General features: G+C 65.6%; 21 protein-coding genes. 19 read left to right on the top strand and 2 right to left on the bottom strand.

The features are described from left to right. Positions 1 to 199: 199 nt before the first annotated feature. The 12 genes from B0G62_RS05695 to B0G62_RS05640 all read left to right on the top strand — a co-directional run bounded on the left by B0G62_RS05695 (position 200) and on the right by B0G62_RS05640 (position 13131). The gene (locus B0G62_RS05695) at positions 200 to 1021 is read left to right on the top strand and encodes a (Fe-S)-binding protein (RefSeq protein WP_103703207.1); all 822 of its coding nucleotides are present in this window, start codon (positions 200 to 202) and stop codon (positions 1019 to 1021) included. Further along, the gene (locus tag B0G62_RS05690; protein ID WP_103703206.1) at positions 1018 to 1794 is read left to right on the top strand and encodes a LutC/YkgG family protein; all 777 of its coding nucleotides are present in this window, start codon (positions 1018 to 1020) and stop codon (positions 1792 to 1794) included. The genes B0G62_RS05695 and B0G62_RS05690 overlap by 4 nt, the downstream gene beginning before the upstream one ends. Further along, positions 1791 to 3266, top strand: coding sequence for a LutB/LldF family L-lactate oxidation iron-sulfur protein (locus B0G62_RS05685; protein ID WP_103703205.1), 1476 nt, complete (start codon positions 1791 to 1793; stop codon positions 3264 to 3266). Before B0G62_RS05690 ends, B0G62_RS05685 begins: the two co-directional genes overlap by 4 nt. A 97-nt stretch (positions 3267 to 3363) precedes the next feature. Beyond that, on the top strand, positions 3364 to 5070 hold the full coding sequence (locus B0G62_RS05680; RefSeq protein ID WP_103703204.1) for a lactate permease LctP family transporter: 1707 nt from the start codon (positions 3364 to 3366) through the stop codon (positions 5068 to 5070). A gap of 172 nt (positions 5071 to 5242) precedes the next feature. Further along, positions 5243 to 5704 (top strand): carboxypeptidase regulatory-like domain-containing protein, encoded by a 462-nt coding sequence (locus tag B0G62_RS05675; protein WP_167401189.1) that lies wholly within the window; start codon positions 5243 to 5245, stop codon positions 5702 to 5704. A 171-nt stretch (positions 5705 to 5875) separates the two neighbouring features. Then, positions 5876 to 8677: a monovalent cation/H+ antiporter subunit A gene (locus tag B0G62_RS05670; protein ID WP_103703203.1), complete on the top strand. Its 2802-nt coding sequence runs from the start codon at positions 5876 to 5878 to the stop codon at positions 8675 to 8677. After that, positions 8677 to 9045 (top strand): Na+/H+ antiporter subunit C, encoded by a 369-nt coding sequence (locus tag B0G62_RS05665; RefSeq protein WP_103703202.1) that lies wholly within the window; start codon positions 8677 to 8679, stop codon positions 9043 to 9045. Before B0G62_RS05670 ends, B0G62_RS05665 begins: the two co-directional genes overlap by 1 nt. Then, the gene (locus B0G62_RS05660) at positions 9042 to 10688 is read left to right on the top strand and encodes a monovalent cation/H+ antiporter subunit D (protein WP_103703201.1); all 1647 of its coding nucleotides are present in this window, start codon (positions 9042 to 9044) and stop codon (positions 10686 to 10688) included. Before B0G62_RS05665 ends, B0G62_RS05660 begins: the two co-directional genes overlap by 4 nt. Positions 10689 to 10691: 3 nt before the next feature. Further along, entirely contained in the window at positions 10692 to 11186 is a 495-nt protein-coding gene (locus tag B0G62_RS05655) for a Na+/H+ antiporter subunit E (RefSeq protein WP_103703200.1), read from the top strand. Further along, a complete protein-coding gene (locus B0G62_RS05650) occupies positions 11180 to 11455 on the top strand; it encodes a K+/H+ antiporter subunit F (protein ID WP_103703199.1) in 276 nt (91 codons plus the stop codon). Before B0G62_RS05655 ends, B0G62_RS05650 begins: the two co-directional genes overlap by 7 nt. A 22-nt stretch (positions 11456 to 11477) precedes the next feature. Continuing rightward, positions 11478 to 11927, top strand: a complete 450-nt coding sequence (locus B0G62_RS05645; protein WP_103703198.1) for a Na+/H+ antiporter subunit G — start codon at positions 11478 to 11480, stop codon at positions 11925 to 11927. Between the two features lie 418 nt (positions 11928 to 12345). Further along, positions 12346 to 13131, top strand: coding sequence for a DUF4397 domain-containing protein (locus B0G62_RS05640; RefSeq protein WP_103703197.1), 786 nt, complete (start codon positions 12346 to 12348; stop codon positions 13129 to 13131). A 37-nt stretch (positions 13132 to 13168) separates the two neighbouring features. Here the strand turns inward: B0G62_RS05640 and B0G62_RS05635 are convergent, their stop codons facing one another. Further along, positions 13169 to 14071: a LysR family transcriptional regulator gene (locus B0G62_RS05635; protein WP_103703196.1), complete on the bottom strand. Its 903-nt coding sequence runs from the start codon at positions 14069 to 14071 to the stop codon at positions 13169 to 13171. Between the two features lie 170 nt (positions 14072 to 14241). Between B0G62_RS05635 and B0G62_RS05630 the strand changes: the two genes are divergently transcribed. The 5 genes from B0G62_RS05630 to B0G62_RS05610 all read left to right on the top strand — a co-directional run bounded on the left by B0G62_RS05630 (position 14242) and on the right by B0G62_RS05610 (position 22477). Further along, complete coding sequence (locus B0G62_RS05630) at positions 14242 to 16386, top strand: 3-hydroxyacyl-CoA dehydrogenase NAD-binding domain-containing protein (RefSeq protein WP_103703195.1); 2145 nt, start codon at positions 14242 to 14244, stop codon at positions 16384 to 16386. A gap of 30 nt (positions 16387 to 16416) precedes the next feature. Next, positions 16417 to 17613, top strand: coding sequence for an acyl-CoA dehydrogenase family protein (locus tag B0G62_RS05625; RefSeq protein WP_103703194.1), 1197 nt, complete (start codon positions 16417 to 16419; stop codon positions 17611 to 17613). A gap of 11 nt (positions 17614 to 17624) precedes the next feature. Further along, positions 17625 to 18770 carry an acyl-CoA dehydrogenase family protein gene (locus tag B0G62_RS05620; RefSeq protein WP_103703193.1) on the top strand — a complete coding sequence of 382 codons (1146 nt, stop codon included), beginning with the start codon at positions 17625 to 17627 and terminating at the stop codon, positions 18768 to 18770. 75 nt (positions 18771 to 18845) lie between these two features. Beyond that, positions 18846 to 20060: a CaiB/BaiF CoA transferase family protein gene (locus tag B0G62_RS05615; RefSeq protein ID WP_103703192.1), complete on the top strand. Its 1215-nt coding sequence runs from the start codon at positions 18846 to 18848 to the stop codon at positions 20058 to 20060. A gap of 212 nt (positions 20061 to 20272) precedes the next feature. Then, entirely contained in the window at positions 20273 to 22477 is a 2205-nt protein-coding gene (locus B0G62_RS05610) for a VTT domain-containing protein (protein WP_103703191.1), read from the top strand. Positions 22478 to 22489: 12 nt separating this feature from the next. Here B0G62_RS05610 and B0G62_RS05605 read toward each other — a convergent pair whose 3' ends face one another. Beyond that, the gene (locus tag B0G62_RS05605) at positions 22490 to 22765 is read right to left on the bottom strand and encodes a hypothetical protein (protein ID WP_103703190.1); all 276 of its coding nucleotides are present in this window, start codon (positions 22763 to 22765) and stop codon (positions 22490 to 22492) included. A gap of 284 nt (positions 22766 to 23049) precedes the next feature. Here B0G62_RS05605 and B0G62_RS05600 point away from each other — a divergent pair, with 284 nt between their 5' ends. After that, a complete protein-coding gene (locus B0G62_RS05600; protein WP_103703189.1) occupies positions 23050 to 24126 on the top strand; it encodes a Dyp-type peroxidase in 1077 nt (358 codons plus the stop codon). Next, on the top strand, positions 24119 to 24943 hold the full coding sequence (locus tag B0G62_RS05595; protein ID WP_103703188.1) for a family 1 encapsulin nanocompartment shell protein: 825 nt from the start codon (positions 24119 to 24121) through the stop codon (positions 24941 to 24943). Before B0G62_RS05600 ends, B0G62_RS05595 begins: the two co-directional genes overlap by 8 nt. Positions 24944 to 24963: the final 20 nt, after the last annotated feature.

Below are 24963 nucleotides of genomic sequence, written 5' to 3'. Positions count from 1 at the left end.
AAAGCGCACTGGTCCAACCAGTTTGAAGCCGCCGCCCGAAGCGGGAATTATGCGCCACAAACCCGCCGTCGCCGCGTTCGCGCCCGCATCCGACCCAATCGGGTGCCGGCCGCACGCTAACGAGACTAACGGGACGCCAGCACGACGCGCCGATCCTTGCCGATCCGCGCCAATCGAAACCAGCGGATACCAGCGAGACATGAAGCAACGGACATACCCCACCGGCCCGCGCCCCACCGACGTCTACCTGTTCGCGACCTGCCTCGTGGACCTGTTCGTACCCCAGGCCGGACTGGACGCGGTCAAACTGCTCGAGCGCGAAGGCCTCACGGTCCACTTTCCACGCGGCCAGAGCTGCTGCGGGCAACCGGCCTACAGCAGCGGCAACCCGCGCCAGGCACGCGAAGTCGCGCGCGCCCAGCTTGGCCTGTTCGAGCAGCCCTGGCCCGTGATCGTGCCGTCCGGCTCGTGCGCGGGCATGATGCGTCACCACTGGCCCGCGCTATTCGACGACGCCGACGAGACCAATGCCGCCGATCGCGCCGATGCCGCGCGCGCCGGATCGATCGCCGCACGCGTCTATGAGCTGACCGAATTCCTCGTGCGCGTGCTGGGCATCGATCTGGGTCTGGACGGCGCCTACGGCGACGCCGCGCGCCGGCAACCCGAGGAGCGCGTGGTCCTGCATACCTCTTGCGGCGCGCGCCGCGAAATGGGCACGCGCGTACACGGCGTCGAGGCTGTCGACGCGCTGCCTGGCGTCACCCGCATCGAGCACGAACGCGAATCCGAATGCTGCGGCTTTGGCGGCACGTTCTCGCTGAAGCACCCCGACATCTCCGGCGCGATGGTGGCCGACAAGATCGCATCGGCTTGCGCGACGGGCTGCAACCGCGTCGTTTCCGCCGACTGCGGCTGCCTCCTCAACATCGGCCACGCCGCCGAACGCAAGGGCGCGCCGCTCGCGGTCGAACATCTCGCCTCGTTCCTGTGGCGCCGCACCGGCGGGGAGGCCGCATGAGCGTGGCCAAGCTCGACACCCTCGACACCATCGACGCGCGCGCGCGTATGCTCGGCCGTCTGCGCGCGAGCGCGCCCGTCGCCGCCACGCAGGTTGAAGCGCTCGATCAACGCATCGACGCGCACTACGCACAGCGGCGCGCGCACGACGCCGCCACGCTCGCGACGCAAACGGCGCGCATCGCGCAGTTCCAGCGCATGCTCGAAGCCGCGCACGCCGATGTAGTCTGCGCAAGCGCGCAAGCATGGCCCGCCGCGCTCGCACAACGGCTCGCGACTGCCGGCGTGAAGCGACTGTTGCTCGACACGAAGGGCAGCGAAGGCGCGGCACTCGCGGCAGCGCTCCAGACACACGCCCCGGCGATCGAAACACGCACCTACGCAGAGCCGATCGAAACCTGGAAGTCCGAACTATTCGACACGATCGACGCCGGCTTCACGGTCGCCCGTTCGGGACTGGCCGCCACCGGCACGCTGGTGGTCGTCCCCGACGCGAACGCGCCGCGCACCGTCTCGCTCGTGCCGCCGCTGCATATCGCGCTGATTCATGCCGACACCTTGCACACGGATCTGCACTCGGCCGTTGCCGCAGAGCGCTGGCGCGACGGCATGCCGACCAATCTCGTGATGATCTCCGGGCCGTCCAAGACGTCGGACATCCAGCAGACCACGGCCTACGGCGCACACGGCCCGCGCGCGCTATGGGTCGTCGTCGTGACCGGCGAATACGCCGCAACGACCTCGCAGGCCACTTCGAAAGGAGCCGCGCAATGAGCACGACTGCACGCGCCGAACGCGCCGTTGACGAAAGCACGCTCCATTTCGTCCCCACCGCCGAATTTCGCGAGCGCGCCCGCACGGCGCTCGACGATCCGCAACTGCGCAAGAGCTTTCGTGGCGCGATGGATTTTCTGCAAGGCAAACGTGCCGCGCAGTTTCCCGAAGCCGACGAACTCGAAGCCCTGCGCGACCTGGGCGAAGCGGTGCGTCAGCATGCGCTCGCGCGCCTGCCCGAACTGCTCGAACAACTCGAAACGAAGCTGCGCGAAAACGGCGTCCAGGTCCACTGGGCCGAAACCGCCGACGACGCCAACCGCATCGTCCACGCCATCGCGCAGCGCCACGCGGCCACGCGCGTCATCAAAGGCAAGTCGATGGCGAGCGAGGAAATCGAGCTGAATCATTACCTGGGCGAGCGCGGCATCGACTGCATCGAGTCGGACATGGGCGAGTACATCGTGCAGCTCGCCGGCGAAAAGCCCTCGCATATCGTGATGCCCGCGATCCACAAAACGAAGGGCGATATCGCGCACCTGTTCGAGGAACATATCCCCGACACACCCTATACCGAGGACGTCGATGCGCTGATCCAGACGGGCCGCCGCGCGTTGCGCCGCGCCTTTGTCGATGCGCAGATCGGTCTGTCGGGCGTGAATTTCGCCGCCGCCGATACGGGCACGCTCTGGCTCGTGGAAAACGAAGGCAACGGCCGCCTCTCGACCACGGTGCCCGACGTGCATATCGCGATCATGGGCATGGAAAAGGTCGTCGCCAGGCTCGAACATATCGTGCCGCTGTCGAGCCTGCTCACGCGTTCGGCGACGGGTCAACCGATCACGACATATTTCAACCTCATCAGCAGCCCGCGCCGGCAAGGCGAAAAAGACGGCCCGCGCGAAGTGCATCTCGTGCTGCTCGACAATGGCCGCAGCCAGGCCTATGCCGACGAACAACTGCGCGCCACGCTGCAATGCATCCGCTGCGGCGCGTGCATGAATCACTGCCCGGTGTACACGCGCATCGGCGGCCATGCCTACGGCACGACCTACCCCGGTCCGATCGGCAAGATCATTTCGCCGCATCTGCTGGGACTCGACGCGACCGCCGACCTGCCCACGGCGTCGAGCCTGTGCGGCGCGTGCGGCGAGGTCTGCCCCGTGCGCATTCCGATTCCACAACTGCTGGTGCGCCTGCGCACCGAGGCGAACCGCGACCCCGACGAAGCCGTCGCGCATCCGCTGCGCGGCCAGGGCGCGAACCATAGCCGCAGCGAACAATTCATCTGGCGTTTCTGGAGCGGCGCGTTCGCCCATCCGCGCGCGTACCGCGCATTGCGCTGGGCCGCCACGCGGCTGCGCGCGCTCGCGCCTTCGCAGCAGATGGGCTGGACCCAGCATCGCACGCCGCTCAAACCCGCGCCGCGCAGCCTGCACGACCTGCTGCGCGAGCGCGATCAGCCGCAGTAGCGGCACGACTCACCTTCGTCAGTCATGCGAAATATATTCCAAGCCATGCCTGACGAGGCAATCATCGTTTAGACCCGCATCATCGGAGGAGACCGTAGTGCAACCCTGGCATCAGATCTATACCCCGCTTGGCAGTCTGTGGCTATCCGCGCTCGTGGCGGCCGTGCCCATCCTGTTCTTCTTCGTCGCGCTCGCAGGGCTGCGCCTCAAAGGCCATGTCGCCGCGGCGATCACGCTCGTGCTCGCGCTCGGCGTGGCCGTGTTCGAATATGGCATGCCCGTGCGCCAGGCGCTTGTTTCGGCGGGTTTTGGCTTTGCCTACGGTCTCTGGCCGATCGCATGGATCATCGTCACCGCCGTGTTCCTCTACAAGATCGTCGTGAAAACGGGGCAATTCGAGGTCATTCGCGCCTCCGTCCTCTCGATCACCGACGATCAGCGCCTGCAACTGCTGTTGATCGGCTTCTCGTTCGGCGCCTTCCTGGAGGGCGCGGCGGGCTTCGGCGCGCCGGTCGCGATCACCTCGGCGCTGCTCGTCGGACTCGGTTTCGAGCCGCTTTACGCGGCCGGCCTGTGCCTGATCGCCAATACCGCGCCGGTGGCTTTTGGGGCGATGGGCATTCCCATCATCGTCGCGGGTCAGGTGACGGGCATCGATCCGTTTCTGATCGGCGCGATGGCCGGCCGCCAGTTGCCGCTGCTGTCGCTGTTCGTACCGTTCTGGCTCGTCTTCATCATGGACGGCAAGCGCGGCCTCAAGGAAACGTGGCCGGCAGCGCTCGTCGCGGGTGGCAGCTTCGCGGTGACGCAGTACTTCACGTCGAATCACATCGGGCCGGAACTGCCGGACATCACCTCGGCACTCGTGAGCCTCGTCGCCCTGGCCGCGTTCCTCAAGGTGTGGTCGCCGCGTCGTGCGACACAAGCCGCTGCGTCGAACGTGCGCGTGAGCGGCGGCGCGGCAACGCTCGGCGGTTCTGGCGGCGGTTCCAGGGCCGCTTCTTCGAGCCGTCAGGCCTCCCCATACAGCCTCGCGCAAACCGTGCGCGCGTGGTCGCCGTTCATCCTGCTGACCGCCATCGTCACGGTCTGGAGCGTCAAGCCGTTCAAGGCGCTGTTCGCCGCGAAGGGCGCGCTTGCGGGCACCGTGCTGAGCTTCCACGTGCCCGGCCTCGATCAGCTCGTCGTTCGCACCGCGCCCATCGTGGCCTCGGCCAAACCCTACGAAGCCGTGTTCAAGATCGACTGGCTCTCGGCCGTCGGCACCGCGATCATGCTGACCGCGATCGTCTCCGTGCTGATCCTCAAGATGAAGCCGCGCGCCGCCGTGGCCGCCTTCTTCGAAACGCTCGGCGAGCTGCGCCGCCCGGTGCTCTCGATCGGCCTCGTGCTGGCCTTCGCTTTCGTCGCGAACTACTCCGGCATGTCCTCGACGCTCGCTCTTGCGCTCGCGGGCACGGGCGCCGCATTCCCGTTCTTCTCGCCGTTCCTCGGCTGGCTGGGCGTGTTTCTGACTGGTTCGGATACCTCATCGAATGCGCTGTTCTGTTCCTTGCAGCACACCACTGCCCACCAGATCGGCGTGTCGGACACGTTACTCGTCGCGGCCAATACTTCAGGCGGCGTGAGCGGCAAGATGATCTCGCCGCAATCGATCGCCGTTGCCTGCGCGGCAACAGGCCTCGTCGGCAAGGAGTCGTCGCTGTTTCGCTTCACGCTGCGTCATAGCCTGTTTTTCGCGGCGATCGTCGGCATCGTCACGCTCATTCAGGCGTATGTGCTCACGGGCATGATTCCACAGTAAGCACATCGACGCTTTTGTATCGCCTTTGAAAGGCCGTCGTCCGCACACGCGGGCGGCGGCCTTGAATTTTTATTCATCGACACTTTTAAGCGGTATTTAAGGGGCGAAATCTACGCTTGATTCGTCCGGTGCCGTAGCCCGGGTTTGATCGACGAATCGATGGAGGTGGAAAATGAATGCACGCTCAGTTCAATACAAGACCGCTGCGCTTTCGCTGGCTGCCACGCTCACGCTTGCACTCGGCGCGCAAGGCGCGTTCGCCGCGACCATGAACAACGCTGCGAACGGGCTGCCGCCGGTGCAACACGCCGGTGGCATCGCGTATGTGTCGGGCGGCATCGGCAGCGACCAGTCGGCAGCGTTCAAGGCCGCGACGGCGCACTATCCGCTCTCGCTCGAATTCGCGCGTCAATCGGCGGACGGCAACGAATATCTCGCCGATGTGCCCGTGACGATTGCCGACACTCACGGCCAGACGTTGCTGTCGACGCGTACGCTCGGGCCGTTCATGCTCGTCGCACTGCCTCGCGGCCACTATGTCGTGAGCGCGAGCCACGACGGCAAGACCGTCAAGCGCACTGTCGATGTCGGTAAGACCGCGCATGAACACGAAGCCTTCGTCTGGGCGACGTGAAGCCGGTTCGATTGAATCGCGTCACGCACGCCATGTTTGCGTTCATGCCACACAGATGAACTCCGTCCCCGTTTGCGGCTATGATCGTGATCTGCGGTCGGCCGGCCAACGCGTCGGGCAAACGACCCGCATCGTCCAGACACGCGCGGTCGATTTCCCGGAGAGCATCGCATGGCATTGGGGTGGCTGGTCGTTCTTCCGTTCATTGCGGCGGCGCTGGTCGCGCTCACGGCCCACCGCATGCGCGCGCTCTCGACCTGGATCGCGTTCGCGGCGGCGCTGTTCGGCCTGGGACTGCTGCTGAGCGAACGCGTCGGCATGGCCACCTTCGGCGTCATGCAATGGCGTCGCGAATGGGTACCGGACATCGGCCTTGCACTGTCGCTGCGTCTCGACGGCCTGTCGTTCATGTTCGCGCTGCTGGTGCTCGCCATCGGCCTGCTGGTCTTCATCTACGCGCGCTACTACCTCGCGGGCAACGACGCGCTGCCGCGTCTCTATCTGCTGCTCCTGCTTTTCATGGGCGCGATGCTCGGCGTCGTGCTGTCGAGCAATCTGCTGTTGCTGGTGATCTTCTGGGAACTGACGAGTCTCGTCTCGTTCCTGCTGATCGGCTTCTGGCCGTCGCGCCCCGATGGGCGGCGCGGCGCGCGCATGGCGCTCACCATCACGGGCGCCGGCGGCCTCGCGCTGCTCGCAGCGGTGCTGCTGATCGGCCACGTGTGCGGCAGCTACGAACTGAACGACGTGCTCGCGCAAGCGCCCAGAATCCAGCACGATCCGCTTTATCCCGCGATTCTGCTGCTCACGCTGCTCGCGGCATTCACGAAGTCGGCGCAATTTCCGTTTCACCTCTGGCTGCCGCACGCGATGTCCGCGCCCACGCCCGTGTCGTCCTACCTTCATTCGGCGACGATGGTGAAGGCCGGCGTGTTTCTGCTCGCGCGCCTCTATCCGGTCTTCGAAGGCACCGACTGGTGGACCTATACCGCCACGCTCGCAGGCCTCGTCACGCTCGTGGGCGGCGCAGCGATGGCGCTGTTCCAGCGCGATCTCAAGGGCTTGCTGGCCTATTCGACGATCAGCCATCTCGGCCTGATCGTGCTGCTATTCGGGCTCGACACGCAGTTGTCCACCGTCGCCGCGCTCTTTCACACGGTCAATCACGCCGTATTCAAGGCCTCGCTTTTCATGGCCGCGGGCATCATCGATCACGAAACGGGCACGCGCGATCTCGGACGTCTGCGCGGACTGCGCAAGACCATGCCGCATACGGCCGTGCTCGCGAGCGTGGCGTCGCTCGCAATGGCCGGCGTGCCTTTGCTAAACGGCTTTCTGTCGAAGGAAATGTTCTTCGGCGAGACGCTCGCGCAAGGCATGTTCGGCCCGTTCAACTGGGCGATTCCCGTGGTCGCGATCGCGGCGGCGGCGCTTTCCGTGGCTTATTCGCTGCGCTTCGTCTGGGGCGTGTTCTTCGACGGCGCGACGCCGCGCGACCTACCCCACTATCCGCCGCACGAACCGCCGCGCTTCATGAAGCTGCCAGTGGAAATCCTCGTGGTGATCTGCCTGCTGATTGGCCTCTTTCCGCAGCACACGATCGGCCGCATGCTGGCGTCGGCGGCATGGTTCACGCTGGGCGGCAAGCTGCCCGATTACAGCCTGAGCATCTGGCATGGCATCAATGCGCCACTCATCATGAGCGTGGTGTCGTTCGCGGCGGGCACGGCGCTCTTTATCCTGCGCCGCGAGGCGTTTCGCCATCATCGCTCGATGCTCTCGGACATGAACGCAAGCGAGGGCTTCGATCAACTGGTGCAACGGCTCGAAAAAGGCGCAGCCGTGATCGTGCGCGTGTTCGAAACGCGCTCGCTGCCCGCCTATCTGTCGTGGATGATCGCGGCAATGCTGATCGTTCCGGGCGCTTATTTTTTTGCGCTCGGTGCATGGGGCGGCACGCGCGCGCCGCTGCCCATCGACGCGCTCACGCTCTGCGGCCTCGTGCTGATGGCGGTGCTCGCCGTAGGCGTGGTGCTGGTGCGCCAGTACACGCTCTACTCGCTCGTCATGCTGAGCACCTGCGGGCTGCTCGTGACGCTCGCGTTCGCGCGTTTTTCCGCGCCCGATCTCGCGCTCACGCAAGTCAGCGTCGAAGTCGTCACGGTGCTGCTACTCGTGCTGGCGATTTACTTTCTGCCCAATCTGCAGCCTGTCGTCGAAACGATCCCCGCGCGCCTGCGCAACGGCCTGCTCGCGCTCGCGGGCGGCGGCCTGCTCGGCAGCGTCGCCTATGAAGTGATGACACGCGAACCCGCGCAAGGCATCGCGCCGTACTTCCTGGCCAACGCGCTGCCCGGCAGCGGCGGCCACAATGTCGTCAACGTGATCCTCGTGGATTTTCGCGGCTTCGACACCATGGTCGAGGTCAGCGTGCTGGTGGTCGCGGGTCTTGCCGTCAAGGCGCTGCTGCGCGGGCTGCGCCTGAAGGCGCCTGGCACCGGCCCAGGCGGCCTGCCGTGGTCGTCGCAATCGCATCCACTGTTGCTGGCGATCCTCGCTCGCCTGATGCTGCCGCTCACCATGCTCGTCGCCGTGTTCGTGTTCCTGCGTGGCCATAACCTGCCCGGCGGCGGCTTCATCGCCTCGCTGATCGTCTCCATCGCGTTGCTGCTGCAATACGTGGCGAGCGGCGTGCTGTGGACGGAGTCGCGCATTCGCATCCAGTATCGCGCGCTCGCGGGTCTCGGCCTGTTGGTTGCGGCCGCAACGGGTCTGGGCAGTCTCGCGTTTGGCTATCCATTTCTCACCAGCGCGTTCGGGCATGTTCATCTGCCGCTCATCGGCGAAATCGAATTGAGCACGGCGATGTTGTTCGATCTGGGCGTGCTGGGCGCGGTGGTGGGCACGACGCTCACGATCGTTTCGCATCTGGGCGTGCGCGACAAGGACATGCAATCCGTGGAGAAAAGCTGATGGAAGCCGCCTTCGCCGCCGCGATCGGCGTGCTGTGCACCTGCGGCATCTACCTGCTGCTGTGCGCGCGCGTGTTCCCCGTGATACTCGGCATCACGCTGTTCTCGTATGCGATCAACCTGTTCCTGCTGGCCATGGGCAGGCTCTCGACCGGCAAGCCGCCTGTGATCGCGCCAGGCGCTCAATACGCCGATCCCGTGCCGCAGGCGCTGGTGCTGACGGCCATCGTGATCGGCTTCGCGATGACCGCGTTCACCGTCGTGCTCGCGCTGCGCTCGCTCGCGATGACGGGCAGCGATCACGTCAATGGCGAGACCATCGGCAAGGGCAACGAAAGCGCTCGCGACAAGGAGACGCCCGGCGCATGAACCACGCCCTTCTGCTCCCGATCCTGATCCCGCTCCTCGCGGCGGCCGCCATCGTCGCGCTGCCGGTGCGCGCGAAGCGCATGCAACGCGCGCTCAACGCCGTGGCGATCGTCGCGCTGCTGCCCGTCGCGTGCCTGCTGACCGCGCACGCCGCGCAAGGCGACATCACAAGCTATGCGCTGGGTGCGTGGCCCGCGCCGTTCGGCATCGTGTTGCAACTCGACCGGCTCGGCGCGCTGATGCTGCTGCTGACCGCCGTGCTGGCCTGCTGCTGTCTGCTAGGCACGTCCAGCGCCGATGCGCGGCGCGGCCGCTATTTCCGCGCCTTGTTCCAGTTCGAGCTGATGGGCCTGAACGGCGCATTTCTGGCGGGCGATCTGTTCAATCTGTTCGTATTCTTCGAACTGCTGCTCATTGCGTCCTATGCACTGCTGCTGCACGGCGGCGGCGCGCGGCGCGTGCGCAACGGTTTGCATTATCTGCTGATGAACCTGGTTGGCTCGTCGTTCTTCCTGATCGCGCTGGGCGTGCTGTATGGCATCACAGGCACGCTCAACATGGCCGACATGGGGGAGCGTCTCGCGCACCTCGATCCCGCCACGCTGCCGCTCGCGCGCTACGCGGGCGCAACGCTGATGCTGGTGTTCGGCCTGAAGGCGGCCGTGTTTCCCATGTCGTTCTGGCTGCCGCAGGCTTACCGCAGCGCCATCGGCCCGGTGGCGGCGCTGTTTGCGATCATGACCAAGGTGGGCATCTACGCGATGCTGCGTTGCGACGCGCTGGTGTTCGGCATCGGCGCGGGTGGGGTGCTCGACGCCTTCATGCGCGACTGGGCCTGGTGGCTCGCCATCGCGACGATCGTGTTCGGCGCACTGGGGGCGCTTGCCGTGTCGAGTCTCAAGACCACCACGGGCTATCTCGTGCTCGTTTCGGTCGGACTCCTGATCGCCGCCATCACCCAGCAGACGCCGCTCGCGTGGAGCGCGCTGCTCTATTACCTCATCAGCACGACGCTCTGTTCGGGTGCGCTGTTCCTGCTCGCCGATACGCTCGAACCGGAAGCGCCCGCTACGCCGGACGCCCTGGAACCCGCTCTGGAACCTGCCTCGCTCGAAGCGCTCGATGATGCGGCCGCCGCCGCGATCTCGCCCGAATCCGATGGCGCGGCAATCGCGAAGGCCCGTATTACCCACGCGCCCTGGCCCTCCAACGTCGCGGGCGTGCTCTATCTGGTCGCCGCCGTGGGCGCGGCAGGCCTGCCGCCGCTCTCGGGCTTTCTGGGCAAGGCGATGGTGCTCGCGGCCACGCCGATGGGCGATGCGGTCATTTTATGGCCTGCCGTGCTGCTCTCCAGCCTCCTGCTGATCGCCGCGTTGAGCCGCACCGGCACGCGCCTGCTGTGGGCCGAACCCGCCGCGCGCGCCGCTGCGAGCGCCCCCGCACGCGCGCCGCGCGGCAGTTCGGCGAAGCTTGCGGCCTGTGCGCTGCTGCTGGGCTGCGTGGTGGCGGCCACGATCGGCGCGGGTTCGCTGCGGCAATATCTCGACGCCACCGCCGCGCAGCTATTCGATCGCGCCGCCTACGTGCACGCGATCCTGCCGGCTACATCGGCGGCACCCGCTGCCCCGACAAACGGGAGCTGACGCATGCTCAAACGGCTCTTTCCGCATCCGTGGCTCAGCATCGTGCTGCTTGTCTGCTGGGTCCTGCTCATGAACGACGTCTCGCCGGGCAATCTGCTGCTCGGCGCACTGCTCGGCGTCGTCATCGCGTTCTGTATCGGCGAGGGCCTGTGGCTGCAGCCGGTGCGCTTCGGCAGGCCGTGGCTGTTGCTGCGCCTCTTCGGCCACGTGCTGATCGATATCGTCGTGGCCAACGTGGAAGTGGCGCTGCTGGTACTCGGCCCGACGAAGCGCCTGCGCCCCGCATTCATCGAAGTGCCGCTCGACAGCACGCACGAAATCGCGCTGACCGCGCTCATCAGCATCGTCTCGCTAAGTCCCGGCACCCTCTGCGCCGAACTCAGCGACGATCGCACGCGCCTGATCGTGCACGTGCTCGATCTCGCGGACGAAGCCGCGCTCGTCGCCTCGATCAAGTCCCGTTATGAAGCCCCGTTGCTGGAGATATTCTCATGCTAGCCATCGTGATCCCGGTCTCGTTCGCGATCCTCGGCGTCGCGTTCCTGCTCACCCTCGCGCGTCTTTTGCGCGGGCCTTCGTTGCCCGACCGCATCGTTGCGCTCGACACACTCAACATCAACGCGATCGCGCTGATTGTCGTGTACGGCATCAGCCTGCGCTCGACCGTGTTTTTCGAAGCCGCGCTGCTGATCGCCGTGATGGGCTTCGTGGGCACCGTCGCGCTGACAAAGTACCTGCAGCGCGGCGACATCATCGAACTCAACTAAACGAAAAATAAGAGGCCAGCCGATGCAAACCGCAGTCGAAGCGATCGTGTCCGTGCTGCTGCTGGTGGGCAGCCTGTTTACGCTGATCGGTGCAATCGGGCTTTTTCGCCTGCCCGACTTCTTTATGCGCCTGCATGGCCCGACCAAATCGACCACGCTGGGCGTGGGCGGCATCGTGCTCGCGTCGGTGATCTACTTCAGCACTCACAACAATTACGCGAGCCTGCATGAACTGCTGATTCCCGCGTTTCTGTTTCTCACCGCGCCGATCAGCGCGCACATGCTGGCGAAGGCGGGCACCCAGCAACGCGTCCCGCTTTCCGGCGTAACACGCGGGCGTCCGCCCGCAACGGGCGCCTGTGCCGATCAAGGCGACACGCGCACGCACGACGAAGGCGAAGCATCGAGCGGCAATGAGCAAAATGCTGAGCAAAACGCGCGCCCGACGCGCGAACCTGGCCCGGATGTCTGAAATAGCGCGCTCGTAAAAACTACTCGACTCCGTTGTAAAGGCAACCTTGCGTATCTTCCCTCGCAGCGCGCTTAATATCCATTTAAAGCGTGTTTAAAGAACATTTAAAGTCTGGCTAAGGCGCACTTCAGCTTCTTCCTCCACGCGCTTCATCGATTCGAGCGCTCGCCCAGCGCGTCGCTGAGCGTACTTCCCGTTACTCCCGGTTACGACTTCGCTCGCCCGTTGGCAAACCTGCGGCACAGCGATTGCGGGGGACTTGCGCCCGGATGCAGCATCGCAATCCCTTCGGGGTCTGCGAACTGACGCTAAAGGCGTGAATAGAAGCACATCGAAATAAATGAGAACGCGTGCAATACAACGCTCTATACAACGCGCGACTTCTACAGCTAAACCGAGACTCGATGAGGTGGATGAGATGAAGACGATTCGCACTCTGGCCGTGCTTGCGAGCGCGGCGGCCCTGTTGACCGCCTGTGGCGGCGGCGGCAATGACGTAGGCAAGGAGCTGGGCCTGCAAAACCCCGAAATACATTTTGTGCACGCCCTGCCTGGCGGCGCCAACGTGGACTTTCTCGTGAACGGCAGCGCGCTGCAAACCAATATCGCGTACAAGCAGGTCACGAACTTCGCGAATATCAATACCGGCAATACCACGGTGGCCTATGCGAACACCGGCACGACGACGGCCATCGCGAGCGGCAATTTCCCGGATGTCGCCAAGGGCCACGAATATACGGTGCTCGCGCTGCCTGCATTGACGGGCGGCGATATCGGCCTGATCGACGATCCGTTCGACAAGGGTCTGCTCTCCAATAGCGCGCGCGTGCGGGCCTTTAACGCCACGGCCAACGCGCAGAATCTCGACATTTACATCGTTGCGCCCAATACCGATATCAACACGGTTTCGCCGACGATGGCCGGTGTGGCTTTCAAGAATGCCGTGCCCGCCAGCGGCCAGGATTCGAATTATCTGAACGGCGGCACTTACGTGGCGATCGTGACGACGGCGGGTTCAAAGACGCCGATCTTCCAGTCCGCCTCGTTCAATCTGGCCAATAACGCCGACTGGCTCATCACCTCGGTGCCGATCGCGGGCACGCTGTCGCAGCTCGCGGTAGGCCAGATTCATTTGCTGGTCGCGCAAGGCGGAAATACCTCGCAACCGGCGCAGGAGTTGACGAATTCGTTGACGGGCCAGTAATGCCGTAGTGCGCGCAGAAATGGGACGCGGGCCAGGCTTATGCCCCGCGCCCCGTCTTATGCGCTTCGTCCAATACAAAGTCGATAAACGTGGACGCCGCGCGCGTGTGATGCCGGTTCGGCATGTAGAGCATGTACATATGCGTGCCGAAAATGCTCAAACGCCACGCGTCGAGCGACGTCACCACCTGGCCCGCGCGAATGTCGTCGTGCACCACGTAATCCGGCACGATCCCCACACCCAGTCCGGCCAGAATGGATTGGCGCAGGAACAGGAAGTTCTCCGAAATAATCGACGGTTCGAGCAGGACTTCGTGCCGCTCTTCTTTTAGATAAGCCGCCAGCCGCAATTGCCGCCCCACGACCGTCGCGGTGATGAGCGGCGTGCGCGCCAGGTCCTCCAGCGTTTCAGGCATACCATGCTGTGCCACCCATTGCGCCGACGCGCACGCGATGTACTTAACCGGCCCCATGTCGCGCGCCACCAGATTCTGCGGCGGCTCGTGCATCACGCGCACGGCGATATCGACTTCGTCGCGCAGCAGATCTTCCACGCGATTTTCGAACATCACGTCGAGCACGATGCCCGGATAAAGCCGCTTGAAGCGGATCAGCCAGTCCGACATCACGAGTTGCCCATAGCCGCTCGGCACCGAAAGCCGCACCCGGCCCTGCAAGCTCTGCCCCAGCGTGGACACGGACTCATGCGCCGCCAGCAGCGCATTCTGGATCGTGCGGCCATGCTCATAGAGCTTCAGGCCGATTTCGGTCGGTTCCACGCGGCGCGTGGTGCGCCGCACGAGTTGCAGGCCGACCGACTTTTCCAGGTGATTGAGGTGGTAGCTCACGTTCGCGCGGCTCATCTTGAGGCGGCGCGCGGCCTCGCTCAGATTGCCCGCGTCCAGGATCTCCACCAGCAGCGTCAGCGCATTCACGTCCATGATTCGTCCCGCGATTGATCCACGACCGGTTTATTGTCAAAGATTCTTTGACAGCATGTCAACGAACGATGGGATTGTCAATTAACCCTGGCATCCACACAATGAAGCCCAATATTGGAGAACCGCCACCAGGACCACCCCGGTCGGCCCCTAAATAAGGAGACACCTGCATGGCACTCGACCCGGCCGCTTCTGCCCATTCCGCCCTTTCCGCCGCCCCCGTCACGCACGAACTGCGCGGCAAGGTGCTGCTTGTCACCGTGGACAATCCGCCCGTCAACGCGCTGGGCGTGGATGTGCGTCGCGGCCTCGCCGCCGCCATCGAGCACGCCGAATCGAACGCCGCCGTGCAGGCCGTGCTGATCGTCGGCGCGGGGCGCAACTTCATCGCCGGCGCGGATATCCGCGAGTTCGGCAAGCCGCCGCAGCCGCCCGCGCTGCCGGACGTCTGCAACCGCATCGAAGCCAGCCACAAACCCGTGATCGCGGCGATCCACGGCGCGGCGCTCGGCGGCGGTCTGGAAATCGCGCTGGCGTCGCACTATCGGCTCGCCGTGGCGGGCGCGAAGCTCGGCCTGCCCGAAGTGCAAATGGGCCTGCTGCCGGGCGCGGGCGGCACGCAGCGCACGCCGCGCCTGATCGGCGCCGAGGCCGCGCTGTCGCTGATGTTGAGCGGCAAACACATCGGCGCGCAGGAAGCGCTCAAGCTGGGCCTGGTCGATCGGGTGGGATCGAGCGACGACATCCTCGCCGAAGGTCTCGCCTACGCGCAGGAATTGCTGGCCGCGCACGCGCCGGTGCGCCGCACGCGTGACGCTCAAGGACTGGCCGACCACGCCGCCGCGCAAGCCGCCATCGACGCCGCGCGCGCCGAGACCGCGAAGAAGTCGCGCGGTCTGTTCTCGCCGCTGAAGATCGTCGATTGCGTGCAGGCCGCGCTCGATCAATCGTTCGAGGAAGGCCTGCGCGTCGAGCGCAAGCTGTTCCTCGAATGCCTCGACAGCCCGCAGCGCGCGGGCCTCGTGCACGCCTTCTTCGCCGAGCGCGAAGTGCAAAAAACGCCCGAAGCCAAAAGCGCGCAGCCGCGCCCGATTGAAACCGTGGGCGTGGTGGGCGGCGGCACGATGGGCGCGGGCATTGCCGTGGCCGTGCTCGACGCGGGCCTGCCCGTGACGATGATCGAGCGCGACGACGCCTCGCTCGCCCGCGGCCGCGCGCATGTGGAGAAGGTCTACGACGGTCTGATCGCGAAGGGCCGCATGAAGCCCGAGGCGAAGGCCGCGATTCTCGCGCGTTTCAACGGCAGCACGTCGTATGACGCGCTCGCGTCGGTCGATCTGGTGATCGAGGCGGTATTCGAAGACCTGAGCGTCAAGCAGGCCGTGTTCGCCGAACTCGACCGCGTCTGCAAGCCCGGCGCCGTGCTCGCGACCAACACCTCGTATCTCGACATCGACGCCATCGCAAACAGCGTGAAGCGCCCGCAGGACGTGATCGGCCTGCACTTCTTCTCGCCCGCGAACATCATGAAGCTGCTTGAAGTCGTGGTGCCGAAGCAGGTAAGCGCCGATGTCGTGGCCACCGCGTTCGAACTGGCGAAGAAGCTGCGCAAGGTGCCCGTGCGCGCGGGCGTGTGCGATGGCTTCATCGGCAATCGCGTTCTGGCCGTGTATCGCACCGCCGCCGATCATCTGATGGAAGACGGCGCGTCGCCCTATCAGATCGACAAGGCCGTGCGCGAATTCGGCTATCCGATGGGCCCGTACCAGGTGGTCGATCTCGCGGGCGGCGACATCGGCTGGGCCACGCGCAAGCGCCGTGCCGCCACGCGTGACCCCAAGGCGCGTTACGTGCAGATCGCCGACCGGCTGTGCGAGCGCGGCTGGTTCGGCCAGAAGACGGGCCGCGGCTTCTACCTCTACCCCGACGGCGCACGCACGGGCACGCCCGACCCCGAAGTCGAATCGATCATCCGCGCCGAGCGCGAACGCGCGGGCATCGAGCCGCGCAGCTTCAGCGACGAGGAAATCCTGCGCCGCTACATGGCCGCGATGATCAACGAAGGCGCGAACGTCGTGCATGAAAAGATCGCGCTGCGTCCGCTCGACGTGGACGTGACCTTCCTCTACGGCTACGGCTTTCCGCGTCATCGCGGCGGCCCGATGCATTACGCCGATACCGTGGGTCTGGCGAAGGTGCTCGCCGATATCCGCGAATTCGCCAAGGAAGATCCGCTGTTCTGGAAGCCGTCGCCGCTGCTCGTCGATCTGGTGGAACGCGGCGCGAACTTCGCGAGCCTGAACCAGACAGTTTGATTGCGCACACAACAAGTCACGGACAAATCAATGGACCTCAAATTTACCGCTGAAGAAGAAGCCTTCCGCAGCGAAGTGCTCGACTTCCTGCGCGAGCGCCTGCCGCAGCGCATCGCCAGCAAGGTGCGCAACGGCCAGCACCTCACGCGCGACGACATGGCGCAATGGCACGCCATCCTCAACGAAAAGGGCTGGCTCGCGAATCACTGGCCACGGGAATACGGCGGCCCCGGCTGGAGCGCCGTGCAGAAGTTCATCTTCGAAAACGAATGCGCGATTGCCGCCGCGCCGCGCATCGTGCCGTTCGGTTTGAATATGCTCGGCCCCGTGCTGATCAAATACGGCAACGAGGCGCAAAAACGCCATTGGCTGCCGCGCATTCTCGATGGTTCCGACTGGTGGTGTCAGGGGTATTCGGAACCGGGCGCGGGTTCGGACCTGGCCTCGCTGCGCACGACGGCGCAGCGTCAAGGCGACCACTACATCGTGAACGGCCAGAAGACGTGGACCACGCTCGGCCACTACGCGAACATGATCTTCTGTCTCGTGCGCACCGCCACCGATGTGCGCAAGCAGGAAGGCATCAGTTTTCTGCTGATCGACATGAACACGCCGGGCATCGAAGTGCGCCCGATCATCACGCTCGACGGCGAGCACGAGGTCAACGAGGTCTTTTTCACCGATGTGCGCGTGCCGGTGGAAAATCTCGTCGGCGAAGAGAACAAAGGCTGGACCTACGCGAAATATCTGCTCACCTACGAGCGCACCAACATCGCGGGCGTGGGCTTTTCGGTGGCGGCGCTCGCGCGCCTGAAGCTCGCCGCGCAAAAGGTCACACGCAACGGCAAGCCGCTCGCGCAAGACCCGCAATTCGCCGCGCGCCTGGCGAAGGTCGAGATCAATCTGGAGAACATGAAGACCACCAATCTGCGCGTGATCGCAGCCGTGGCGGGCGGCGGCGTGCCGGGCGCCGAAAGCTCGATGCTCAAGATTCGCGGCACCGAAATCCGCCAGGAGATTTCGTCGCTGCTGCGCCGCGCGATGGGTCCCTATGCCACGCCTTTCGTCGAGGAAGCCCTGCAGGAAGGCTATGCCGAAGAAGCGGTCGGCCCCGACGAAGCCGCCAGCGCCGCCGCGCTCTACTTCAACAATCGCAAGCTGTCGATTTTCGGCGGCTCCAACGAAATCCAGAAGAACATCATCTCCAAGATGATTCTCGGTCTTTAAGAGGTCTTGCGATGAATTTCCAGCACACCGAAGACCGCCGCATGCTTGCGGATACGCTCAATCGTTTCATTTCGGAGCAGTATGGTTTCGATACGCGCGATAAAATCGCGCGCTCCAGTGAGGGTTTCAGCGCGGATATGTGGCGCCGTTTCGCCGATCTCGGCGTGATCGGCGCGCTGTTCGACGAGGCCGATGGCGGCTTCGGCGGCCAGGGTTTCGACGTCGCCGTGGTGTTCGAAGCGCTCGGGCGCGGACTCGTGGTCGAGCCGTTCCTCGACACGCTGATCGTGGGCCGCGCGCTCGCTCACGCAGGCAGCGAAGAGCAGCGCGCGCGCATTGCATCGCTGATCGACGGCTCGCAAATCGCGGCGCTCGCGCACGACGAACCGGGTTCGCATTACGAGGCTGCGCGCGTGAGCACGCGTGCCGAAAAGCACGGCGACGGCTGGCTGCTGCAAGGCGCAAAAGGCGTCGTGCAGCACGCGGAACACGCAGACGTATTGCTCGTTTCGGCGCGCACCTCGGGTAGTGAATTCGACGAAAGCGGTATTTCGCTCTTTCTCGTGCCGCGTGATTCCGATGGCGTGAAGGTGCGCGGCTATCGCAAGATCGACGGCGGACGCGCGGCGGAAGTGACGCTCGACAACGTGAGGATCGGCGCGGATGCGTTGGTCGGCGCCGAAGGCAGCGGTTTCGCCACGCTCGAACACGCGACCGGTTTCGGCCTGATCGCCTTGACGGCGGAAGCGTTGGGCGCGATGGACGTCGCGCGCGATTTCACGCTTGAGTATCTGCGCACGCGCAAGCAGTTTGGCTTGCCGCTTGGCAGCTTCCAGGCCTTGCAGCATCGCATGGCCGATCTGCTGCTCGACATCGAGCAGGCGCGCTCGGCGGTCATCAACGCGGCGGCGGCCGCCGATGCGCCGCGCGTGCAGCGCGAGCGCGCGTTGTCGGCGGCGAAGTACACGATCGGGCAAGTCGGCGCGCGCGTGGCCGAAGAGGCGATCCAGCTGCACGGCGGCATCGGCATGACGTGGGAGCTGCCGCTCGCGCACTACGCCAAGCGCCTCGTGATGATCGATCATCAACTCGGCGACGAGGATCATCATCTTGCGCGTTACATCGCCTTGAATGCACTGGAAAGCGCTGCGGCGTGAGTCGCGAGTGGCAGGCCCGCTCCGATCACACCGGGGCGCGGCCTTCCATCCACAACGAATCAGGAGTACCTGCTGATGCAGACGGAAAACAATGGCCTACCGCTAGCGGGCGTGCGCGTGCTCGATCTTTCGCGCATTCTCGCCGGGCCATGGAGCACGATGGTACTCGGCGACCTGGGCGCGGAAGTCATCAAGGTCGAGCATCCCGATCGCGGTGACGATACGCGCGACTGGGGCCTGCGCATCGGCCAGACCGAAACCGCGTACTTCAACAGCGTGAACCGCAACAAGCGCTCGATCACGCTCGATCTGCAAACGCCCGAGGGCCAGCAGATCGCGCGCGATCTGGCAAAAACCTGCGACGTCGTGGTGCAGAACTTCAAGTTCGGCGGCGCGGAAAAACTCGGGCTAGGCTACGAGCAGTTGAGCGCGGAGAATCCGCGTCTCGTCTATTGCTCGATTTCGGGCTACGACCGCACGGGCCCGGAAGCGAAGCGTCCCGGCTACGATCTCGTGGTACAGGGCGAAGCCGGTTTGATGGCGCTGAACGGCGAGGCGAGCCAGCCGCCGCTGAAATTCGGCGTGGCGGCCGTCGATCTGTTCACGGGCATGTATTCGGCGCAGGCCATGCTTGCGGCGCTGCTCCAGCGCGAGCGCACAGGGCGCGGGCGTCACATCGAAATGGCGCTGTTCGATTGCGGCCTCATGATTACCGCTTACTACGGGCTGGAAGCGCTCGTGATGGGCGAAGACCCGCCGCGCTACGGCAACGATCATCCGTCCATCGTGCCTTATGGCGTGTTCGATGCGGCGGACGGCCCGCTCGTCATCACGGTCGGCAATAACAGCCAGTTCGAGCGCTTCGCGCGCGAAGTGATCGAGCGTCCCGATCTCGCCGACGATGCGCGCTACAAGACCAATATCCAGCGCTCCCAGAACCGCGCGGCGCTCCTGCCCGAACTCAAACGCGAGCTGGGCAGCCGCCCGCGCAAGCTGCTGCTCGAACGCCTCGCGCGTGCGGGGATTCCGTGCGGCGAAGTCGCGGGCCTGCGCGAGGCGCTGCTGTCGCCGCGCGCAACCGAAGGGGGTCTCGTCACGCAGCAAGCGCATCCGCATACGGAAAGCGGCACGACGCCCGTGCTCGCGCCGCCGTGGCGCTTCGACGGCGAACGCATGCCCGTGCGCCGTGCCCCGCCGCAACTGGGCGAAGGCACGCGCGATGTGCTGGGCGAGACGCTTGGGCTGACGGACGCGCAACTCGCGCAATTGAAGGAAAAAGGTGTGATTTGACGGCGCTCGATCCCGCCTTCGAACCAGCGGGATCAGAAGACGCGCGCCAGGCGCCAGGCGCATGCACCCGCCCCGCCGCGTAGGCAGCACGCACGCGGCGGGGCGTTTTCGTTGCGGCCGGCACGATAGCGCACGTTAGCACACGATATCGCACGCACATCGCCGCACCCGGTTATATTGCGCGTGGGACACGCCAACCCAACGCCTGCGAGATGGAGCACGCCTACGTCCAGTTGCTGCACCTGCTTGCCGATTACCCCGGCTGGACACTTGCGTTCGTGGTGGTCGCGGCGTTCCTGGAATCGCTCGCGCTGATCGGCACGTTCTTCCCGGGCAGCACCGCCATGTTCATCGCGGGCGCCTTCGCGGGCACGGGCACGCTCAATCTGGGCTGGCTGTTCGTCTGCGCCATCTCGGGCGCGGTCGCCGGCGACGCGCTGAGCTTCTGGATCGGCCATCGTTATCGCGACTCGATCGCGCGGGTCTGGCCGTTCAGCAAGCACCCCGCCATCCTCGACAAAGCCCAGGCGTACTTCGTCAGCCACGGCACGCGCAGCGTGATCCTCGCGCGCTTCGTCGCGCCGCTGCGCGCCGTGGTGCCCATCGTCGCGGGCATGGCGGGCATGGCGCCGTGGCGCTTCTTCATGATGAACGTGATTTCGGCGCTGGTCTGGGCGCCCGCGCACATCCTGCCGGGCGTGGTGTTCGGCGCGTCGCTGCAACTGGCGGGCGCGGTGTCGTTCCGGCTGGTGGTCGCGCTCGCGATCATTGCGCTCACGCTCTGGCTCGTGTGGCGCTTCACGCACGTCCTGCTGGCGCATCTGGACAACTGGGCGAGCGACTCGCGGCGCGGCGTGGCCCGCTGGGCCGCGCAGCACGAAGGCGCGGCCGCGCGCCGGCTCGCGCGCCTGCTCGATCCGAAGCAGCCCGCGCTGGGCGCGGTGCTCGCGATCACCGCGCTGGTGCCGCTGTGCGCGGCTGTGTTTTCCTACGTGCTCGGCAACCTGCTGAACGGCGATCCGCTCGTGCAGATCGATCAATCGGTGCGCCAGTTCCTGCAGTCGATCCACACGACCTGGGCCGACACCGTGCTCGCGCACGTCGAAACCCTCGGCAGCAACTACACGCTCGCCGCGCTCGTGCTGACCGTGACGGCCTGGATGGCCATCGAGCGGCGCTGGCGCACCATCACCTACTGGATGCTCGCGGCGGCGCTCTCGCAGGCGCTCATCCTCGTGTTGCGCTTTGCCATCCACCACGGCTCGCCTGGCGCCGCGCACGTCGGCGCCTACGTGTTCCCGAGCGACCGTGTCGCGTCGATGGTGATCGTCTACGGCTTCACGATGTTCCTGCTGGTGCGGCGCGTGAAGATGGTCGAGGCGGCCATCGTCGCGACCGTCGGCAACGGCATCGTGGTGGCGGTCGCCTTCGCGGGGCTGTATTTCGACCGTTTCCTGTTCTCCGACGCCATCGGCGGCGCGGCCTTCGCGTCGATCTGGGTAGCGGCGGTCGTGCTGCTTTCGCTGTGGCGCTATCCCGCGCGGCCCTCCGCGCGCACGTTCATGCCCGCGATCGTGTTGGCCGTGCTCGTGATCGCCTTCGTGCTGCAACGCGGCGTGGCCGAGCGCCAGGCCGAACTCGCGTCGAGCGCCACCGAGACCCCCACGGTCGTCGCGCAGATGACGTGGACCGACACGCTCTGGCGCAACCTGGCCTGCTATCGCGTGGACATGAAGGGCGAGCGGCGCGAGCCGATGACGCTCCAATGGGCCGCCAGCGCCGCCGACCTGCGTGCCGCACTGCGCGGCGCGGGCTGGACCGAGGGCGGCCAGTTCACGGCGAAAAGCGTGCTCTCGCTGATCGCGCCGAACGTGGATGCGCTGGCGCTGCCGCTGCTGCCCAAGCTTAATAACGGCCTGCCCTCGCCGCTGGTGTTCGCCCGCCTGCACCTGCCCGACGATCCCGAGCGGCCCGGCAGCCGCCGCGACGTGCTGCGCTTCTGGCCGACCGGCTATGCGCTGGCTGCGCGAGCGGACTCGACGGCGTCGCAAGACGCGCGCAGCGACTTGCAGGCCGATGCGGTGACGCCCGCCATGAACAATACAAGCGACACAAGCGGCGACGCGAGCGACGCCGATGCGGCCAGCGCTGCCGCGACGGGCAAAAAAGGCGTTGCCGCACCGCCCCCTGGACCGGAACTCACGCCGATCTGGGTCGGGTCGCTGGTCCACGAGCGCCTGCGCCGCGCATCGTGGCCGTTCAACGTGCTCACCACCTATGTCGATCGCGGCCATGGCACGCCGCTCGCGCTCGACGCCACGGGCGGCCCGCCCGCAGGCTGGCGCGTCATCACGATGCCGGGCAGCGAAGGCTGCGAGGGGCGGCCCGTGATGCTGGTGGTGTCCGGCGGACGCTGACCACGCGAGGCTTCAGCCTTCCGGCCCGTCGCCCCAGCTACCCGCCGCGTGAAAGTGGTCGATGCGCTTGCGGGCGTCGCTGTAAGCCGCGTCCAGCGCCGCATCCGGGCCGACGTAATTGCGCATCAGATCGTGAAAGCGCACGCTGCGCCCTTCCAGATGCGCGTCCGCGCCATGCCGGCAGATGTAGCCGCTGTAGTGGAACAGCGGCTCCGGCGAACGCGGCCCGAACGCCGGAATCGGCAACACCCAGATTTCGAAACCTTCGTGCTCGGTGTGATCCCACATGGTGCGTCTCCTCTCTCGTCAGCACTCACCGTTGGTCCCGGACAGACCGCCTTCGGAGCCACTATGCTCCCACGTCGTGACCGCTGTCCGCAAACCGGCCTGCACGCCCGGTCTGCGGACAAACCGCCTGTTTTCCCGAGTTTGGCTAAACTATGCGGCACACGGCCTACGCAGGCCGCGCCTGCGCGTTCGCGGCATGCGTTCCGAAAGGTTCGCGCCGCGCGCAAGGCCGCGTGCAACGCGCCACAAACCCGCATCAGACTAATCGAGCGATACCTCACATCATGACGCCGGCCTCACTCACGCAGGAACCGCAGTCCGTCTCCAGCGCCGTCACGCGCAGCGCCTTTTTCATCGTCGCGACCGTCAACGAAGATGCCGCGAGCCGCGCCACCGTGCGCGCCTGGTGCGCCGACGTCGCCAATCTCGTGCGCGCAGTCGGCAAGCGCGTGCCCAACGGCAATCTCTCGTGCGTCGTGGGCTTTTCGTCAGACGCATGGGACAAGCTGTTCGGCGGGCCGCGTCCCGCCGGCCTGCATCCGTTCCGCGAATTCGGCTCGGGCGAGCGCAAGGCCATCGCCACACCCGGCGACCTGCTGATGCATATCCGCGCCGACCAGACCGACCTCTGCTTCGAACTCGCCACGCAACTGATGAAACGCCTCGAAGGCGCGGTCAAGACCGTCGACGAAGTGCACGGATTCCGCAATTTCGACATGCGCGCGATGATCGGCTTCGTGGACGGCACGGAAAACCCCGTCGGCAACGAAGCAGTCCATTTCACGGTGATCCAGGACGAAGACCCCGGCTTCGCGGGCGGCAGCTACGTGCTGGTGCAGAAGTACCTGCACGACATGAAAGGCTGGAACGCGCTGCCCGTGGAAGCGCAGGAACACATCATCGGGCGCACCAAGCTGCACGACATCGAACTCGACGAAGCCGTGAAGCCGAGCTGGTCGCATAGCTCGCTGACCACGCTCGACGACGCCGAGGGCAACGAAATCAAGATCCTGCGCGACAACATGCCGTTCGGCCGGCCGGGCCAGGGCGAATTCGGCACCTACTTCATCGGCTATGCGCGCGATCCGCAGCCCATCGAGCAAATGCTGGAAAACATGTTTGTCGGCTTGCCGCCGGGCAATTACGACCGCCTGCTCGACTTCAGCCGCGCCGTGACGGGAGGCCTCTTCTTCGTGCCCTCGCAGCCGCTGCTCGAAGAGCTTGCGGATCAGGTGCCGGGCGCGGCCGCCACCGTCGCCGTGGACAGCCACGATCAAACTGAACCCGAGCCTGCCGCCGCGCTTTCCGCGGACGGCTCGCTCGCCATCGGATCCCTCAAAGGAGCACCCCGGTATGAATAATCTCCATCGCGAACTCGCGCCTATTTCCACGGCGGCGTGGTCGCAGATCGAAGAAGAAGTCGCGCGCACCTTCAAGCGCTCGCTCGCGGGCCGCCGCGTCGTGGACGTGAACGGCCCAGGCGGCTCGGACCTGGCCGGCGTCGGCACGGGTCACCAGAACGGTATCGAAGCGCCGTTCGACGGCATTCGCGCGCGCCAGCGCGAAGTGAAGGCGCTGGTCGAACTGCGCGTGCCGTTCGAGTTGTCGCGCGACGCCATCGACGACGTCGAGCGCGGCGCGGAAGACTCCGACTGGCAGCCCGCCAAGGACGCGGCCACGCGCCTCGCGTTCGCGGAAGACCGTGCGATCTTCGACGGCTACAAGGCCGCGCAGATCACCGGCATCCGCGAAGGCACGTCGAACCCCACGCTGCACCTGCCCGCCGATATCGCCGATTACCCCGCCGTGATCGCGCGCGCTCTGGAGCAACTGCGCCTGCAAGGCGTGGATGGTCCGTATGCGGTGCTGCTTGGCTCGGACGCCTACACGGCGGTGAGCGAAGCGAGCGATCAGGGTTATCCGATTCTTGAGCACATTCGCCGGCTGGTAAACGGCGAGATTATCTGGGCCCCCGCGATTGAAGGCGGCGTGATCGTGAGCACGCGCGGTGGAGATTTTGCGTTTCACCTTGGGCAGGATGTGTCGGTTGGGTACTCGTCGCATGACGACAAGAGCGTGCGTCTTTATCTGCAGGAGAGCTTCACGTTCATGATGCTGACCGCCGAGGCTTCGGTTGCGGTGACGGGCGAGGTTGCGGAAGAGGTCAAAGGGAAGTGAGCGTGTTTTAGCGCTTTGGG

This window comes from Paraburkholderia eburnea (genome assembly GCF_002917095.1).
Lineage (GTDB): Bacteria > Pseudomonadota > Gammaproteobacteria > Burkholderiales > Burkholderiaceae > Paraburkholderia > Paraburkholderia eburnea.
The sequence above is the reverse complement of the archived record's forward strand: the minus strand, read 5'-3'. Positions and strand labels throughout refer to the sequence as shown.

Coding starts and splice junctions, on each gene's coding strand:
- B0G62_RS05655 (WP_103703200.1), top strand. CDS start 10,692: ATGCTCAAACGGCTCTTTCCGCATCCGTGGCTCAGCATCGTGCTGCTT.
- B0G62_RS05605 (WP_103703190.1), bottom strand. CDS start 22,765: ATGTGGGATCACACCGAGCACGAAGGTTTCGAAATCTGGGTGTTGCCG.
- B0G62_RS05625 (WP_103703194.1), top strand. CDS start 16,417: ATGGACCTCAAATTTACCGCTGAAGAAGAAGCCTTCCGCAGCGAAGTG.
- B0G62_RS05600 (WP_103703189.1), top strand. CDS start 23,050: ATGACGCCGGCCTCACTCACGCAGGAACCGCAGTCCGTCTCCAGCGCC.
- B0G62_RS05645 (WP_103703198.1), top strand. CDS start 11,478: ATGCAAACCGCAGTCGAAGCGATCGTGTCCGTGCTGCTGCTGGTGGGC.
- B0G62_RS05675 (WP_167401189.1), top strand. CDS start 5,243: ATGAATGCACGCTCAGTTCAATACAAGACCGCTGCGCTTTCGCTGGCT.
- B0G62_RS05670 (WP_103703203.1), top strand. CDS start 5,876: ATGGCATTGGGGTGGCTGGTCGTTCTTCCGTTCATTGCGGCGGCGCTG.
- B0G62_RS05695 (WP_103703207.1), top strand. CDS start 200: ATGAAGCAACGGACATACCCCACCGGCCCGCGCCCCACCGACGTCTAC.
- B0G62_RS05630 (WP_103703195.1), top strand. CDS start 14,242: ATGGCACTCGACCCGGCCGCTTCTGCCCATTCCGCCCTTTCCGCCGCC.
- B0G62_RS05595 (WP_103703188.1), top strand. CDS start 24,119: ATGAATAATCTCCATCGCGAACTCGCGCCTATTTCCACGGCGGCGTGG.
- B0G62_RS05690 (WP_103703206.1), top strand. CDS start 1,018: ATGAGCGTGGCCAAGCTCGACACCCTCGACACCATCGACGCGCGCGCG.
- B0G62_RS05665 (WP_103703202.1), top strand. CDS start 8,677: ATGGAAGCCGCCTTCGCCGCCGCGATCGGCGTGCTGTGCACCTGCGGC.
- B0G62_RS05685 (WP_103703205.1), top strand. CDS start 1,791: ATGAGCACGACTGCACGCGCCGAACGCGCCGTTGACGAAAGCACGCTC.
- B0G62_RS05620 (WP_103703193.1), top strand. CDS start 17,625: ATGAATTTCCAGCACACCGAAGACCGCCGCATGCTTGCGGATACGCTC.
- B0G62_RS05615 (WP_103703192.1), top strand. CDS start 18,846: ATGCAGACGGAAAACAATGGCCTACCGCTAGCGGGCGTGCGCGTGCTC.
- B0G62_RS05610 (WP_103703191.1), top strand. CDS start 20,273: ATGGAGCACGCCTACGTCCAGTTGCTGCACCTGCTTGCCGATTACCCC.
- B0G62_RS05640 (WP_103703197.1), top strand. CDS start 12,346: ATGAAGACGATTCGCACTCTGGCCGTGCTTGCGAGCGCGGCGGCCCTG.
- B0G62_RS05635 (WP_103703196.1), bottom strand. CDS start 14,071: ATGGACGTGAATGCGCTGACGCTGCTGGTGGAGATCCTGGACGCGGGC.
- B0G62_RS05660 (WP_103703201.1), top strand. CDS start 9,042: ATGAACCACGCCCTTCTGCTCCCGATCCTGATCCCGCTCCTCGCGGCG.
- B0G62_RS05650 (WP_103703199.1), top strand. CDS start 11,180: ATGCTAGCCATCGTGATCCCGGTCTCGTTCGCGATCCTCGGCGTCGCG.